The organism is Streptomyces sp. NBC_00986 (genome assembly GCF_045162565.1).
Lineage (GTDB): Bacteria > Actinomycetota > Actinomycetes > Streptomycetales > Streptomycetaceae > Streptomyces.
The window spans coordinates 4,206,953-4,220,101 of the sequence record NZ_CP108733.1 but is presented as its reverse complement, the minus strand read 5'-3'; the positions used below and the strand labels follow the sequence as shown (position 1 = coordinate 4,220,101).

General features: G+C 69.4%; 10 protein-coding genes. 6 read left to right on the top strand and 4 right to left on the bottom strand.

Annotation, left to right across the window (positions count from 1 at the left end):
- The first annotated feature begins 80 nt into the window (after nt 1-80).
- Entirely contained in the window at nt 81-1,781 is a 1,701-nt protein-coding gene (locus OG504_RS18065; RefSeq protein WP_405990753.1) for a methylmalonyl-CoA mutase, read from the top strand.
- Nucleotides 1,782-2,255: 474 nt separating this feature from the next.
- On the opposite strand, the gene OG504_RS18060 is transcribed toward OG504_RS18065, so the two are convergent.
- Nucleotides 2,256-2,882: a TetR/AcrR family transcriptional regulator gene (locus OG504_RS18060; protein WP_405990752.1), complete on the bottom strand. Its 627-nt coding sequence runs from the start codon at nt 2,880-2,882 to the stop codon at nt 2,256-2,258.
- Between the two features lie 214 nt (nt 2,883-3,096).
- On the opposite strand from OG504_RS18060, the gene OG504_RS18055 reads away from it, so the two are divergent.
- From OG504_RS18055 to OG504_RS18035, 5 genes are all read left to right on the top strand, one after another.
- Nucleotides 3,097-4,074, top strand: a complete 978-nt coding sequence (locus OG504_RS18055; RefSeq protein ID WP_405990751.1) for a tetratricopeptide repeat protein — start codon at nt 3,097-3,099, stop codon at nt 4,072-4,074.
- A 645-nt stretch (nt 4,075-4,719) separates the two neighbouring features.
- Nucleotides 4,720-5,370 carry a DUF6230 family protein gene (locus OG504_RS18050; RefSeq protein ID WP_405990750.1) on the top strand — a complete coding sequence of 217 codons (651 nt, stop codon included), beginning with the start codon at nt 4,720-4,722 and terminating at the stop codon, nt 5,368-5,370.
- A 117-nt stretch (nt 5,371-5,487) separates the two neighbouring features.
- Nucleotides 5,488-6,102 carry a DUF6114 domain-containing protein gene (locus OG504_RS18045; protein WP_405990749.1) on the top strand — a complete coding sequence of 205 codons (615 nt, stop codon included), beginning with the start codon at nt 5,488-5,490 and terminating at the stop codon, nt 6,100-6,102.
- A complete protein-coding gene (locus OG504_RS18040; RefSeq protein ID WP_405990748.1) occupies nt 6,092-7,420 on the top strand; it encodes a hypothetical protein in 1,329 nt (442 codons plus the stop codon). The genes OG504_RS18045 and OG504_RS18040 overlap by 11 nt, the downstream gene beginning before the upstream one ends.
- A gap of 117 nt (nt 7,421-7,537) precedes the next feature.
- Nucleotides 7,538-8,023, top strand: a complete 486-nt coding sequence (locus OG504_RS18035; RefSeq protein ID WP_405990747.1) for a hypothetical protein — start codon at nt 7,538-7,540, stop codon at nt 8,021-8,023.
- A 78-nt stretch (nt 8,024-8,101) separates the two neighbouring features.
- On the opposite strand, the gene pyk is transcribed toward OG504_RS18035, so the two are convergent.
- From pyk to pta, 3 genes are all read right to left on the bottom strand, one after another.
- Complete coding sequence (gene pyk, locus OG504_RS18030; protein ID WP_405990746.1) at nt 8,102-9,532, bottom strand: pyruvate kinase; 1,431 nt, start codon at nt 9,530-9,532, stop codon at nt 8,102-8,104.
- Nucleotides 9,533-9,605: 73 nt separating this feature from the next.
- Nucleotides 9,606-10,829, bottom strand: coding sequence for an acetate kinase (locus tag OG504_RS18025; RefSeq protein ID WP_405990745.1), 1,224 nt, complete (start codon nt 10,827-10,829; stop codon nt 9,606-9,608).
- Nucleotides 10,826-12,940 carry a phosphate acetyltransferase gene (gene pta / locus OG504_RS18020; RefSeq protein ID WP_405990744.1) on the bottom strand — a complete coding sequence of 705 codons (2,115 nt, stop codon included), beginning with the start codon at nt 12,938-12,940 and terminating at the stop codon, nt 10,826-10,828. The genes OG504_RS18025 and pta overlap by 4 nt, the downstream gene beginning before the upstream one ends.
- Nucleotides 12,941-13,149: the final 209 nt, after the last annotated feature.

The window sequence follows — 13,149 nt, the reverse complement described above, 5'->3', positions numbered from 1 at the left end:
CACCGCTTCCACCGCCGTACGGGTCGCGTACGGCGGTCAGCCATCGACATTTACTAGGACGTCCTAGTAAATTCGAAGGTATGGACGCTGACGCCATCGCAGAGGGCCGCCGACGCTGGCAGGCCCGGTTCGACGCCGCACGCACGCGTGAGGCCGATTTCACCACGCTCTCGGGGGACGCCGTAGAGCCGGTGTACGGGCCCCGGTCCGGGGACAGGTACGACGGCTTCGAGCGGATCGGGTGGCCCGGCGAGTACCCCTACACGCGCGGGCTGTACGCGACGGGCTACCGGGGGCGGACGTGGACGATCCGGCAGTTCGCCGGGTTCGGGAACGCCGAGCAGACCAACGAGCGGTACAAGAAGATCCTGGCCAACGGCGGCGGAGGCCTCTCCGTGGCCTTCGACATGCCGACCCTCATGGGCCGCGACTCCGACGACCCGCGCTCGCTCGGCGAGGTCGGGCACTGCGGGGTCGCCATCGACTCCGCCGCCGACATGGAGGTCCTCTTCCAGGACATCCCGCTCGGTGACGTCACCACGTCGATGACGATCAGCGGACCGGCAGTCCCCGTCTTCTGCATGTACCTGGTGGCGGCCGAGCGGCAGGGCGTGGACCCCGCCGTCCTCAACGGCACGCTCCAGACGGACATCTTCAAGGAGTACATCGCCCAGAAGGAGTGGCTCTTCCAGCCCGAGCCGCACCTGCGCCTCATCGGCGACCTCATGGAGTACTGCGCGACCGGCATCCGCAACTACAAGCCGCTGTCGGTCTCCGGCTACCACATCCGCGAGGCCGGCTCCACGGCCGCGCAGGAGCTGGCGTACACCCTGGCCGACGGCTTCGGGTACGTCGAACTCGGCCTGTCCCGGGGGATGGACGTGGACGTCTTCGCGCCCGGCCTGTCCTTCTTCTTCGACGCGCACGTCGACTTCTTCGAGGAGATCGCCAAGTTCCGCGCGGCGCGCCGCATTTGGGCCCGCTGGATGCGGGACGTCTACGGCGCCAAGTCCGAGAAGGCCCAGTGGCTGCGCTTCCACACCCAGACCGCCGGCGTCTCACTGACCGCGCAGCAGCCGTACAACAACGTGGTCCGTACGGCAGTTGAAGCGCTCGCCGCTGTCCTCGGCGGGACCAACTCGCTGCACACCAACGCCCTGGACGAGACCCTCGCGCTGCCCAGTGAGCAGGCCGCGGAGATCGCGCTGCGCACGCAGCAGGTGCTGATGGAGGAGACCGGGGTCGCCAACGTCGCGGATCCGCTGGGCGGTTCGTGGTACGTCGAGCAGCTCACCGACCGGATCGAGGCGGACGCCGAGAAGATCTTCGAGCAGATCAGGGAGCGCGGGCTGCGGGCCCACCCGGACGGACAGCACCCGATCGGGCCGATCACCTCCGGCATCCTGCGCGGCATCGAGGACGGCTGGTTCACCGGCGAGATCGCCGAGGCCGCGTTCCAGTACCAGCGGTCGGTGGAGAAGGGCGACAAGCGGGTCGTCGGCGTCAACGTCCACCACGGCTCCGTCACCGGCGACCTCGAGATCCTGCGCGTCAGCCATGAGGTGGAGCGGGACCAGATCCGGGAACTGGGCACGCGCAAGGACGTACGGGACGAGGCGGCCGTAGCGGCGGCCCTGGACGCGATGCTCGCGGCGGCACGCGACGGCTCGAACATGATCGGCCCGATGCTGGACGCCGCGCGGGCGGAAGCGACGCTGGGGGAGATCTGCGGGGTGCTGCGGGACGAGTGGGGGGTCTACACGGAGCCCGCCGGGTTCTAGGGCCGGTTCGGTGGAGCGGGTCGCGGGGGATTGGCGGGCCCGATCGGCGCCGGTGAGCGGGGCCCGGTGCGTGACACCGCGAGGCGGAGGCGGGCGAAGCCGAGGGCGGGAGTCGCGGCGGCCGGCGGCTGCGCCTCAGGTGTGCGTGTTGGGCCCGGTGTCTGCGGTGGGGGTGATGTCGGGAGCGGGGGCCTCGGCGGCCGATGGCAGCGTCGCCGGTGTGGGTGCCGGCTCCGCGTCCGAGGCGGTGGGTGAAGCCGAGGGCGGGAGTCGGGGCGGTCGGCGGCTGCGCCTCAGGTGTGCGTGTTGGGCCCGGTGTCTGATGACAACGCCGTAGATGTGCCTGCCAGGCCTCGTGTCCGCGGAGGTGGGTGGAGCCGGGAGCGGGGGAGTCGGTGGTCGGCGGCAGCGTCGCCGGTGTGCGTGCCGGGCCTGCGTCTGCGGCCGTATGCGGCGGACAGGTCCTAGGGGGTCCTAGGGGTTGCTGAGCGACGTCAGGCCCAGCAGCAGGACCTGGGTGAAGCTGTGGACCCAGCGTTCGTCGGCCGGTTCCGCGCTCACCAGGGTGCGGTGGACCACCGCGCCCGCTACCACGTCGAAGATGAGGTCGGCTGTGCGGGCGGCTTCCTCCGGGTCGGATTCCGGGGGGAGTTCGCCGCGGGCCTGGGCGCGGGCTCTGCCCTCCAGGACCAGGCATTTCTGGCGGTCGACGATCGATTCGCGGATGCGGTCCCGCAGGGCGTCGTCGCGGATCGACTCGGCCACCACCGCCATCAGGCCGCTCTTGGCCTCCGGGCGGGCCAGGATCGCCGCGAACTGGAGGACCACGCCCTCGATGTCGGCGGCCAGTGTGCCCCGGTCGGGGAGGCGGAGTTCGTCGAAGAGTTCCGCCACCGCGTCGACGACGAGTTCGTTCTTGCCTGCCCAGCGGCGGTAGAGGGTGGTTTTTGCAACCCCCGCGCGCGTGGCGACGTCTCCCAACGTGAGCTTGGACCAGCCGAGTTCGACCAGGGCCTCCCGGGTCGCCGCCAGGATCGCGGTGTCCGCGGTGGCGCTGCGGGGGCGTCCCGCGGCGCGTGGGACGGGAGTGCTGCTCTGCATCCCTTGACCATAACCGGCGGTTCCTGTGGTGCAGTGAGGGAGATCACCGGGTATCCGTATCCAGGATGGGGCCCGTGCTATTACGCTACGGGTCGTAGCGTAACCACTGGGCGCGGGGTGGGGACCCGGCGCCGAACAGCTCACAACTGGCTTGCAACAGACCGGCTTTCACAACGCTTTTCATTCACACGCGCGGACGGGGGAGGATAGACGCATGCAGCCACGGAACATGTCCATGAGCGGAGTCGTCGACCTCGCCGCGGTGAAGGCGGCCCAGGAGGCCAAGGTCAAGGCGGAGCAGGCGCGCGCCGAGACCGCCAGGCAGGGCGGCGGCGGTGCCGTCTCCCCGGCCGACCTGGTGATCGACGTAGATGAGGCGGGGTTCGAGAGCGAGGTCCTGCAGCGGTCCACCGAGGTCCCGGTCGTCATCGACTTCTGGGCCGAGTGGTGCGAGCCGTGCAAGCAGCTGAGCCCGCTCCTGGAGCGGCTGGCGCTTGATTACAACGGGCGCTTCGTCCTTGCCAAGATCGACGTCGACGCCAATCAGATGCTGATGCAGCAGTTCGGGGTGCAGGGCATCCCGGCCGTCTTCGCGGTGGTCGCCGGCCAGGCGCTCCCGCTCTTCCAGGGGGCCGCCGCCGAGTCGCAGATCCGGCAGACCCTCGACCAGTTGATCCAGGTCGCCGAACAGCGCTTCGGCCTGACCGGTCTCGACGTCGACCCCGATTCCGCCCCGGGCGACCGGCCCGAGGCCGTCGCCGAGGTGCCGGCGGGACCGTACGACGCGCTGCTCGAAGCCGCCGTACAGGCCCTGGACGCGGGGGACTTCGGCGGGGCCGTGCAGGCGTACAAGAACGTGCTGAGCGACGACCCGGGCAACTCCGAGGCCAAACTGGGGCTCGCCCAGGCCGAGTTGCTGCACCGTGTCTCGACGCTCGACCCGCAGCAGGTGCGCACCGAGGCCGCCGAGAAGCCGGGTGACGTGCCCGCGCAGATCGCCGCCGCCGACCTGGATCTGGTGGGCGGTCATGTCGAGGACGCCTTCAGCCGGCTGATCGACACCGTGCGGCGCACGGTGGGTGACGACCGGGACGCCGTACGGCTGCGGCTGCTGGAGCTGTTCGAGGTCGTCGGGGCCGATGACCCCAGGGTGACGGCGGCCCGGCGGGCACTGGCGCGGGCGCTGTTCTGAGCGGGGCGCGGGGCCGGTTCTGACCAGTCGGTAAACCTTGTGACCTGTGATGCCGGAGTGAAAGATTTGCCGACGGAGTGTCACTGCGGCCGCGCTTTACCAAATCTTGGTAATCGCGGCCGCTGTTACTTGGAGTAAGTCGGGGGCGTTGATCTGTCGGATTCCGCCCAGGTGTCGACTGATTTGTCCTGGCCCACGATGACACCCAGCGTCGCCGACCGATACCGGCGGGTCGTTGTTCGGTTATCCGGCCGTTACTACCCAGTAACGAAGCCCCTTGTGCGGGCGGCGAGAATGCACCACGATCGGCGACGCTCGGTCCATTTCCGTACCCCGACAGCCGGTCGGGCCGACGGAGTTTCCTGGGTCCCCACCGAGTAGAGCCGGAACAATGGAGTCGGCTCTTGGGCAGGGGGGTCTTCGCCGTACGGCGGAGCCTGTCCAGCAAGGTTGTGCGTGATGTGCGTCAGGCGCGACCAGTGGTTGTCGCTCGGGGGTGATCGCCGGTGATCGGTGCGCGGTTCGCGCCTCCGAGGACGGGCGCTCCCCTTCCCGAGGACGTAGCACTTCTCCCATCCCTGCCCGGCTGAGCCGCCAACTGGGGGCAGTCAGGGCCAGGAGATGTACGTCCGAGAAGGAGGAAATATGGAGTCCCAGGTGCGTGGCGGGACGAGATGGAAGCGCTTCGCTGTGGTCATGGTGCCCAGCGTCGCCGCTACGGCGTGTATAGGTGTGGCCCTCGCGCAGGGCGCTCTCGCCGCGTCATTCAGCGTTTCTGGCCAGTCGTTCAAGGTGACGGCTGACTCGCTCAACGGCAAGGGCTTCGCCCAGTACGGAGCCCTCGACTCGGGCTACAACCTGGACGGCAGCAAGTCGCTCCACCCCGTCGCCGTCTCGTCGTTCACGTCGGCGTCGATCACCAACATGTGCCAGTCGGTGGTCACCCCGAACATCCCGCTGCTCGGGTCCGTCAGCCTCGTGCTGCGGGCGGGCGGCGGCGGTACGCCGGTCGAGGCGACGAACCTGTACATCGACGTCGAGGACCTCAGCGCCGACGCTGTGTTCCACAACATCGACATCGGTGTGGCGGCCGGTAACACGGGCGCCGACAAGGGCGGCAAGGGTCCGGGCATGAAGGGCGGCAGCGAGGCTGCCAACCCCTACGGCTTCGCCCAGCAGGCCGAGTCGGCCGAGCTGACCGGAGTGAAGCAGACGGCGTGGGCCACCACCGCCGGAACCTTCAAGCTCAGTGGCCTGAAGATGTCGGTCTCGGCCGGCACCCACGAGTGCTACTAGGCACTTGACGGCGGGCGGGGGAGCCGGTGGCGCCCCCGCCCGTCCCACTTCCACCAGCGCCTTCACGCAAGGCGCACCTCTCCACCACAGCAACGCCGTACCAGGGAGCTGTTTTCCATGAGCGCCGAGACTCCTGCCGCACCCGGTCAGTTCACCCGCCGGAGGCTGCAGTTTCGTGCCTGGCGTGGCACGAGGCCGTTCTGGGCCGGTCTGTTCGTCATGCTCGGCGGACTCCCGATCGCCTACTTCCCGTACGCACACCTCCAGGTGGGCCATCTGACGCTGGCGATGGCCACCACCGCGGGCGCCGGGTCCCTGATCATCGGCGTGCTGCTGGTCGTCCTGGGCTTCAGCCTCTGGTTCCAGAAGCACGTCCGCACCTTCGCGGGTGTCGCGGCGATCCTGCTGGCGCTGGTGTCCATCCCCGTGTCCAACCTCGGCGGCTTCCTGATCGGCTTCCTCCTCGCCATGGTCGGCGGGGCACTGGCCGTGTCGTGGGCGCCGGGCGCACCGCCGGAGCCGCAGTCGCTCCAGGACGTGGCACAGGGAGAGGGCGGCGCCCCGGCCGCGGCCGCACCGTACGAGGCGGCGCCGCACGACTCCGCGTCGTACTACGCCAAGCCCCAGGAGCCCGCGCCGTACGAGTCCGCCGAGGGTACGGGCGAGCCGAACGATCTGTCAGGAACGAGCCCGGTGAACAACGGGGCGAACGGGAGGCACAGTGCCGGCTGACGAGGTGACCCACGGGACTGATGTGGACGAGTCCCGTGTGAGAACCGGGCCGCGGCATGCGGCACCCAAGAAGCCGCTGTTCACCAGGCTCCACATGCCCGCCGGCAAGGCGATAGCCACGGTGGCGATGCCGACCGCCGTGATCATGGGGATGGGCTTCACGTCCTCCCTCGCCCTCGCCGACAACGGGTCGACGACCTCGCCGTCGTCGAAGAGCCTGACGGCCGACGAGTACAAGGACTGTGTCGCCGCCCTCGCCGGGTCGACGGCGAGCCCCTCGGCGACGCCGTCCACGTCCGCGAGCGAGTCCGCCGACTCGTCCAAGGACGAGGCGACGCCCTCGGCCACGGCCACGGACGACGCGAAGTCCGACTCGGGCAAGACCTCTTCGTCGGATTCAGGTTCCGACGACAAGGCCGCCACGCCCACGCCGTCCGCGTCCGCGAGCAAGTCGGCGGACACGAGCGGCTCGTCGAGCGGCACCGCCACCGCGACGCCCTCCGCGTCCGCGAGCAGCGGCGGCCTGCTGGACAGCATCGGCGACGCCATCACCGGGATCCTCACCGGCGGTTCGTCGAGCTCCGGCTCCACGGCGAGCGCCACCCCGACGCCGACCGCGTCCGCCTCGGCGAGCGCCACGAAGGACGCGTCCTCGGACGGTTCCTCCAGCGTGTCCGACACCGTCAAGGACACGACGAAGAAGGTCACCGACACGGTGGACGACACCGTGAAGGACACGACCGACACGGCGTCCAAGGCGGCCGAGGACACCACCAAGGCAGCCGAGGACGCGGCCACCGCCACGGCCACCCCGAGCCCGTCCGCGAGCGAGAGCGCCGACACCTCGGACTGCCCGGTCGCCACGGACGACACCAGCGGCGTCGACAACAAGGTGCTGCTGCCCGACGACCCGTGGTACCTGAACGCCAGCTCGCTGCTGCTCAAGGGCGCCGACTACCAGGGCGTCGTCGAGGTGAAGACCGCCAGCGGCAAGGTCAAGAAGGTCCTGAAGTACGTCATCTCCGGCGGCACCGACATCGGCGACCTGCACCAGACGGTGAACGACAAGCAGTCCGGCAAGACGTACCACGTGCAGGCGGCCTCCGGCTCGACCTCCACGATCCGCGACGGCGACACCGTGATGTACACGGAGTCCATCTCCGGCAACCTGTTCGGTCTGATCCCGATCACGTTCGACCCGGACAACCCGCCGCCGCTGAACATCCCGTTGATCTACTTCACCAACGTGAAGGTGGTCCAGGCCGGCCAGTTCGGCGGCACGCTGACCGTCCCCGGTCTGCACAGCTACCAGAACTGAGCCCACCCACAAGCCCGTTCGGGAGCCGCGAAGGGACAGTGCCCCGCCGAGTACGCACTCGGCGGGGCACTGTCCTGTCCGGCGTCGGGGGCGCGGCTGCCCCACAAGGGAGACCAGATGATCGACTTCTCCTTCGCGCCCCGCGCCGACGACCCCTTCTGGTCCCCGGCGCGGCGACCGGAGCACCCTTACCGGCCGGAGCACCCGGAGCTGACCGGCGCGGACTTCTGCGCGAGCTTCTTCATGGCGGACGTACGGCTCGTCGTCCACGGCGTGGATCTCGGCCTGCGCACGCCGGGACTGCCCGTCGTCGACTTCGCTCTCATGCTGGAGTACGCGAGAAGAGAGCTGGAGACCCGGAGCGGCATCGCGGTGGAGACGACCGTGAGCGGCCACGTGTTCTCCCTCAGCCGTGGACCGGCGGAGGCCGTCACCCTCACGACGAACTACGCGCCGCGTGTGGCGGAGCTGGCCTGGACCGAGCTGCGGCAGCTCACCGACCGGGCGAAGGCCGACGCGTTCCGGCTGATCACCACCACCCACCCGGAGCTGCGCGCCGACGCATGGCTGCGGGAGACGGTCGGAACACCCTCGCCCGCGTGACCCCACGGCGAAAGGGCTGAGGGCGCCCCCCGTCACAGGGGGCGCCCTCAGCGCCGTACAAGGCCCTTCAGCGGTGCGTCAGTCGCGCTCGCCGCCGCCGAGGTGGTGGACGCGGAGCATGTTCGTGGTGCCGGGGACGCCGGGGGGCGAGCCGGCGGTGATGATGAGGGTGTCGCCCGGGTTGAAGCGGTTGATCTTGGCGATCTCCGCGTCGACCATGTCGACCATCTCGTCGGTGCTGTTCACGAACGGCACGACGTGCGACTCGACGCCCCAGCTGAGCGTCAGCTGGTTGCGGGTGCTCTCGTCCATCGTGAAGGCGACGATCGGCTGCGAGGCGCGGTAGCGGGAGAGCCGGCGGGCGGTGTCACCGGACTGCGTGAAGGCCACCAGGGCCCGGCCGCCGAGGAAGTCGGCGATCTCGCACGCGGCACGCGCGATCGAACCGCCCTGCGTCCGCGGCTTCTTGCCCGGCACGAGCGGCTGCAGGCCCTTGCTGAACAGCTCCTCCTCGGCCGCCTGGACGATCTTCGACATCGTCTGCACGGTCTCGATCGGGTAGGCGCCGACCGAGGACTCGGCGGACAGCATGACCGCGTCCGCGCCGTCCAGGATCGCGTTGGCCACGTCGGAGGCCTCGGCGCGCGTGGGGCGCGAGTTGGTGATCATCGACTCCATCATCTGGGTCGCCACGATCACCGGCTTGGCGTTGCGCCGGCAGAGCTCCACGAGGCGCTTCTGCACCATCGGGACCTTCTCCAGCGGGTACTCGACGGCGAGGTCGCCGCGGGCCACCATCACCGCGTCGAAGGCCGCGACCACGGCCTCCATGTTGGCGACCGCCTGCGGCTTCTCCACCTTGGCGATGACGGGGACCCGGCGGCCCTCCTCGTCCATCACCTTGTGGACGTCGTACACGTCGCTCGCGTCGCGCACGAAGGACAGGGCGACCATGTCGCAGCCCATCCGCAGGGCGAAGCGCAGGTCCTCGACGTCCTTCTCGGACAGCGCGGGCACGTTCACGGCCGTGCCGGGCAGGTTGATGCCCTTGTGGTCGGAGATGACGCCGCCCTCGATGACGATCGTCTTCACGCGCGGGCCCTCGACGCTCAGGACCTTCAGCTCGACGTTGCCGTCGTTGATGAGGATCTGGTCGCCGCGGGAGACGTCACCGGGCAGGCCCTTGTACGTCGTCCCGCAGATGGTCTTGTCGCCCTGGACGTCCTCGGTGGTGATGGTGAACTCGTCACCGCGCACCAGCTCGACGGGACCCTCGGCGAAGGTCTCCAGGCGGATCTTCGGGCCCTGCAGGTCGGCGAGGACGCCGATGGCACGGCCGGTCTCCTTGGCCGCGGCACGGACGCGGTCGTACCGCCCCTGGTGCTCGGCGTGGGTGCCGTGGCTGAAATTGAAACGGGCCACATTCATGCCGGCCTCGATCAGCGAGACCAGTTGTTCGTGGGAGTCGACCGCGGGGCCGAGAGTACAGACGATTTTCGAACGGCGCATGGGACGATCCTATCGGTTTGTTTCGCTACGGAATATTCCGTCTGGCGGAAGATACAAATGGGCGGGCATGCGCTCAGGCGTTGTAATTTCCGACCAGTGCATAGGTCTGTGTCGCGATCTCCAATTCCTCGTCCGTCGGCACCACCGCGACCGCGACCCGCCCGGACGCGGGCGAGATCAGCCGCGGCTCGTCACTCCGTACGGCGTTCAGCGCGCCGTCGACCTCGAGCCCCAGCAGCTCCAGGCCCGCCACGGCAGCCTCCCGCACGGCACTCGCGTTCTCCCCGACCCCCGCGGTGAAGGCGACCGCGTCCACCTTGCCGAGTACCGCGCAGTAGGCACCGATGTACTTCTTCAATCGGTGAATGTAGATGTCGAAGGCGAGTTCCGCCTGTTCGTCGCCCTCGTCGATCCGGCGCCGGATCTCCCGCATGTCGTTGTCCCCGCACAGCCCGATCAGACCGCTCTTCTTGTTGAGAAGAGTGTCGATCTCATCGGTGGACATTTCGCCAACACGCATCAAATGGAAGATGACGGCCGGATCCAGGTCTCCCGACCGCGTCCCCATCACCAGCCCCTCCAACGGCGTCAGCCCCATGGAGGTGTCCACACACCGCCCACCGCGCACCGCGGAGGCGGACGCCCCGTTCCCGAGATGCAGCACGATCACGTTGACGTCCTCGGGCGCCTTCCCCAGCAGCTTCGCCGTCGCCCGCGACACATACGCGTGCGAGGTCCCGTGGAACCCGTACCGCCGGATCCGGTACGCGTCCGCGGTCGCCACGTCGATCGCGTACCGCGCGGCCGACTCCGGCATCGTCGTGTGGAACGCCGTGTCGAACACGGCGACCTGCGGCAGATCGGGCCGCAACGCCATCGCGGTCCGGATTCCGACGAGGTTCGCCGGGTTGTGCAACGGCGCGACGGGGATGAGCCGTTCGATCTCGGTGACCACGGCGTCGTCGATGACGGTCGGCTCGGTGAAGACCAGCCCGCCATGCACGACCCGATGCCCGATGGCCGCCAACTCCGGTGAATCCAGCCCGAGTCGGTCCTTCGTCAGCTCTTCGGCCACGGCCTTCAGAGCGGCCTCGTGATCGGGGATCGGCCCGGTGGACTCCCGTACGGCACCGGTCGTGAGGCAGCTGTGCTTGAACCGGGAGGTCTCCTCGCCGATCCGCTCGACGAGTCCTACGGCGAGACGGGTGCCGGCCGCCATGTCGAGCAGCTGGTACTTCACCGACGAGGAGCCGGAGTTGAGGACGAGGACACGGGTCGGGGCGGGGGCGGGGCTCACTGGGCGGTTGCCTTCTCGGTCGGAGATGCGGTCGTGGGCACTGCGGGGGACTGCGCCTGGATCGCCGTGATGGCGACGGTGTTGACGATGTCCGAGACGAGCGCGCCCCGGGACAGGTCGTTGACCGGCTTGCGCAGCCCCTGCAGCACCGGCCCGACCGCGATCGCGCCGGCCGAACGCTGCACGGCCTTGTACGTGTTGTTGCCGGTGTTCAGGTCCGGAAAGATCAACACGCTTGCCTGACCGGCGACTTCGGACTCAGGCATCTTGGTGGCGGCGACACTCGGCTCGACGGCGGCGTCGTACTGGATCGGCCCCTCGATCCGCAGATCGGCCCGCCGCAGCCGGACCAGTTCGGTCGCCTCGCGCACCTTGTCGACGTCGGCGCCCGAGCCGGACGTACCGGTCGAGTACGACAGCATCGCGATCCGGGCCGCGACGCCGAACTGCTCGGCGGTGGCGGCCGACTGGATGGCGATGTCGGCCAACTGCTCCGCGTTCGGGTCGGGGTTGACCGCGCAGTCGCCGTACACCAGCACCTTGTCGGCGAGGCACATGAAGAAGACGGACGAGACGATGTCGGCGTCCGGCTTGGTCTTGATGATCTCGAAGGCGGGGCGGATGGTCGCGGCGGTGGAGTGCACGGCGCCGGAGACCATGCCGTCGGCGAGGCCTTCCTGGACCATGAGGGTCCCGAAGTAGTTGACGTCGGCGACGACGTCGTAGGCCAGCTCGACGGTCACGCCCTTGTGGGCGCGGAGCTTGGCGTACTTCTCGGCGAAGCGGTCGCGGAGTTCGGAGGTGGTGGGGTCGATCAACTGGGCTGCGGTCAGGTCGATGCCGAGGTCGGCGGCCTTCTTGCGGATCTGGTCCTCGGGGCCGAGGAGGGTCAACTCACAGACACCGCGCCGTAGTAGCACTTCGGCGGCGTGCAGGACGCGGGCCTCGGTGCCCTCGGGGAGGACGATGCGGCGCTTGTCGGAGCGGGCCCGCTCCAGGAGCGTGTGCTCGAACATCATCGGGGTGAGCCGGTCGCTGCTCGGCGCGGAGACCCGCTTGAGGAGGTCGCCGGTGTCGACGTACCGCTCGAAGAGGCCGAGCGCGGTCTCCGCCTTGCGCGGGGTGGCCGCGTTCAACTTCCCTTCCAGGGAGAAGAGTTCGGCGGCGGTGGGGAAGGAGGTACCGGCCACCGAGACCACCGGGGTGCCGGGCGCGAGGCGGGCGGCGAGGGTGAGGATCCCGTGGCTCGGGACCTCGTTCAGGGTGAGCAGGACGCCGGCTATCGGCGGGGTGCCGGCGCTGTGCGCGGCGAGTGCGCCGATGACGAGGTCGGCGCGGTCGCCCGGGGTGACGACCAGGCAGCCCGGGGTCAGTGCCTTGAGGAAGTTGGGCAGCATCGCGCCGCCGAAGACGAAGTCGAGCGCGTCCCGGGCGAGCCCGGAGTCGTCGCCGAGGAGGACCTTGCCGCCGAGGGCGTGGGTGATCTGGGCGACGGTCGGCGCGGAGAGCGCGGGCTCGTCCGGCACGACGTAACAGGGCACCGGCAGCCGGTTGTCGAGCCAGCCGGCGATCGCGTCGCGGTCCTCGCGGGCGACCCGGTTGGCGACCATGGCGAGGACGTCGCAGCCGAGGCCGTCGTACGCCCGATACGCGTTCCGGGTCTCCGCGAGCACGGACTCGGCGGTCTGCTTGCGGCCGCCGACGACGGGGATGACGGAGGCGCCGAACTCGTTCGCGAGGCGGGCGTTGAGGGACAGCTCGTCCGGGAACTGGGTGTCCGCGTAGTCGGTGCCCAGGACGAGGACGACGTCGTAGTCACGCGCGACGAGATGGAACCGGTCGACGAGCGTCGACACCAGCTCGTCCGTCCCCTGCTCGGCCTGGAGGGCGGAGGCCTCGTGGTAGTCCATGCCGTAGACGGTCGCGGGGTCCTGGGAGAGCCGGTAGCGCGCACGCAGCAGTTCGAAGAGGCGATCGGGGCCGTCGTGGACGAGGGGTCGGAACACCCCCACCCGGTCGACCTGGCGGGTCAGGAGCTCCATGACCCCCAGCTCGACGACCTGACGGCCGTCGCCGCGGTCGATCCCGGTCACGTACACGCTGCGGGTCACGCGTGGTCTCCCCTTCCGGCAGATTCTGACGGTTTCCGGTTCTGATTCCGGTTCTGATTCGGGCTCTGAGGACTTCTGGTTCTCAGGGCTTCTGGCTGCCCGTTTCGACGGTCGTAAAAATCGCCCACCTGGGTGAGCGGAACCCTCTTGACAGTACCTCCGGGGATGGTTAAGGCGCCCGCCAGTCCGGCGGGAGCGGCGTCGCCCTG

What these genes read in the sequence shown, in the direction of transcription:
- OG504_RS18065 (WP_405990753.1), top strand. Translation starts at nt 81, where the DNA reads ATGGACGCTGACGCCATCGCAGAGGGCCGCCGACGCTGGCAGGCCCGG.
- OG504_RS18060 (WP_405990752.1), bottom strand. Translation starts at nt 2,882, where the DNA reads ATGCAGAGCAGCACTCCCGTCCCACGCGCCGCGGGACGCCCCCGCAGC.
- OG504_RS18055 (WP_405990751.1), top strand. Translation starts at nt 3,097, where the DNA reads ATGCAGCCACGGAACATGTCCATGAGCGGAGTCGTCGACCTCGCCGCG.
- OG504_RS18050 (WP_405990750.1), top strand. Translation starts at nt 4,720, where the DNA reads ATGGAGTCCCAGGTGCGTGGCGGGACGAGATGGAAGCGCTTCGCTGTG.
- OG504_RS18045 (WP_405990749.1), top strand. Translation starts at nt 5,488, where the DNA reads ATGAGCGCCGAGACTCCTGCCGCACCCGGTCAGTTCACCCGCCGGAGG.
- OG504_RS18035 (WP_405990747.1), top strand. Translation starts at nt 7,538, where the DNA reads ATGATCGACTTCTCCTTCGCGCCCCGCGCCGACGACCCCTTCTGGTCC.
- pyk (WP_405990746.1), bottom strand. Translation starts at nt 9,532, where the DNA reads ATGCGCCGTTCGAAAATCGTCTGTACTCTCGGCCCCGCGGTCGACTCC.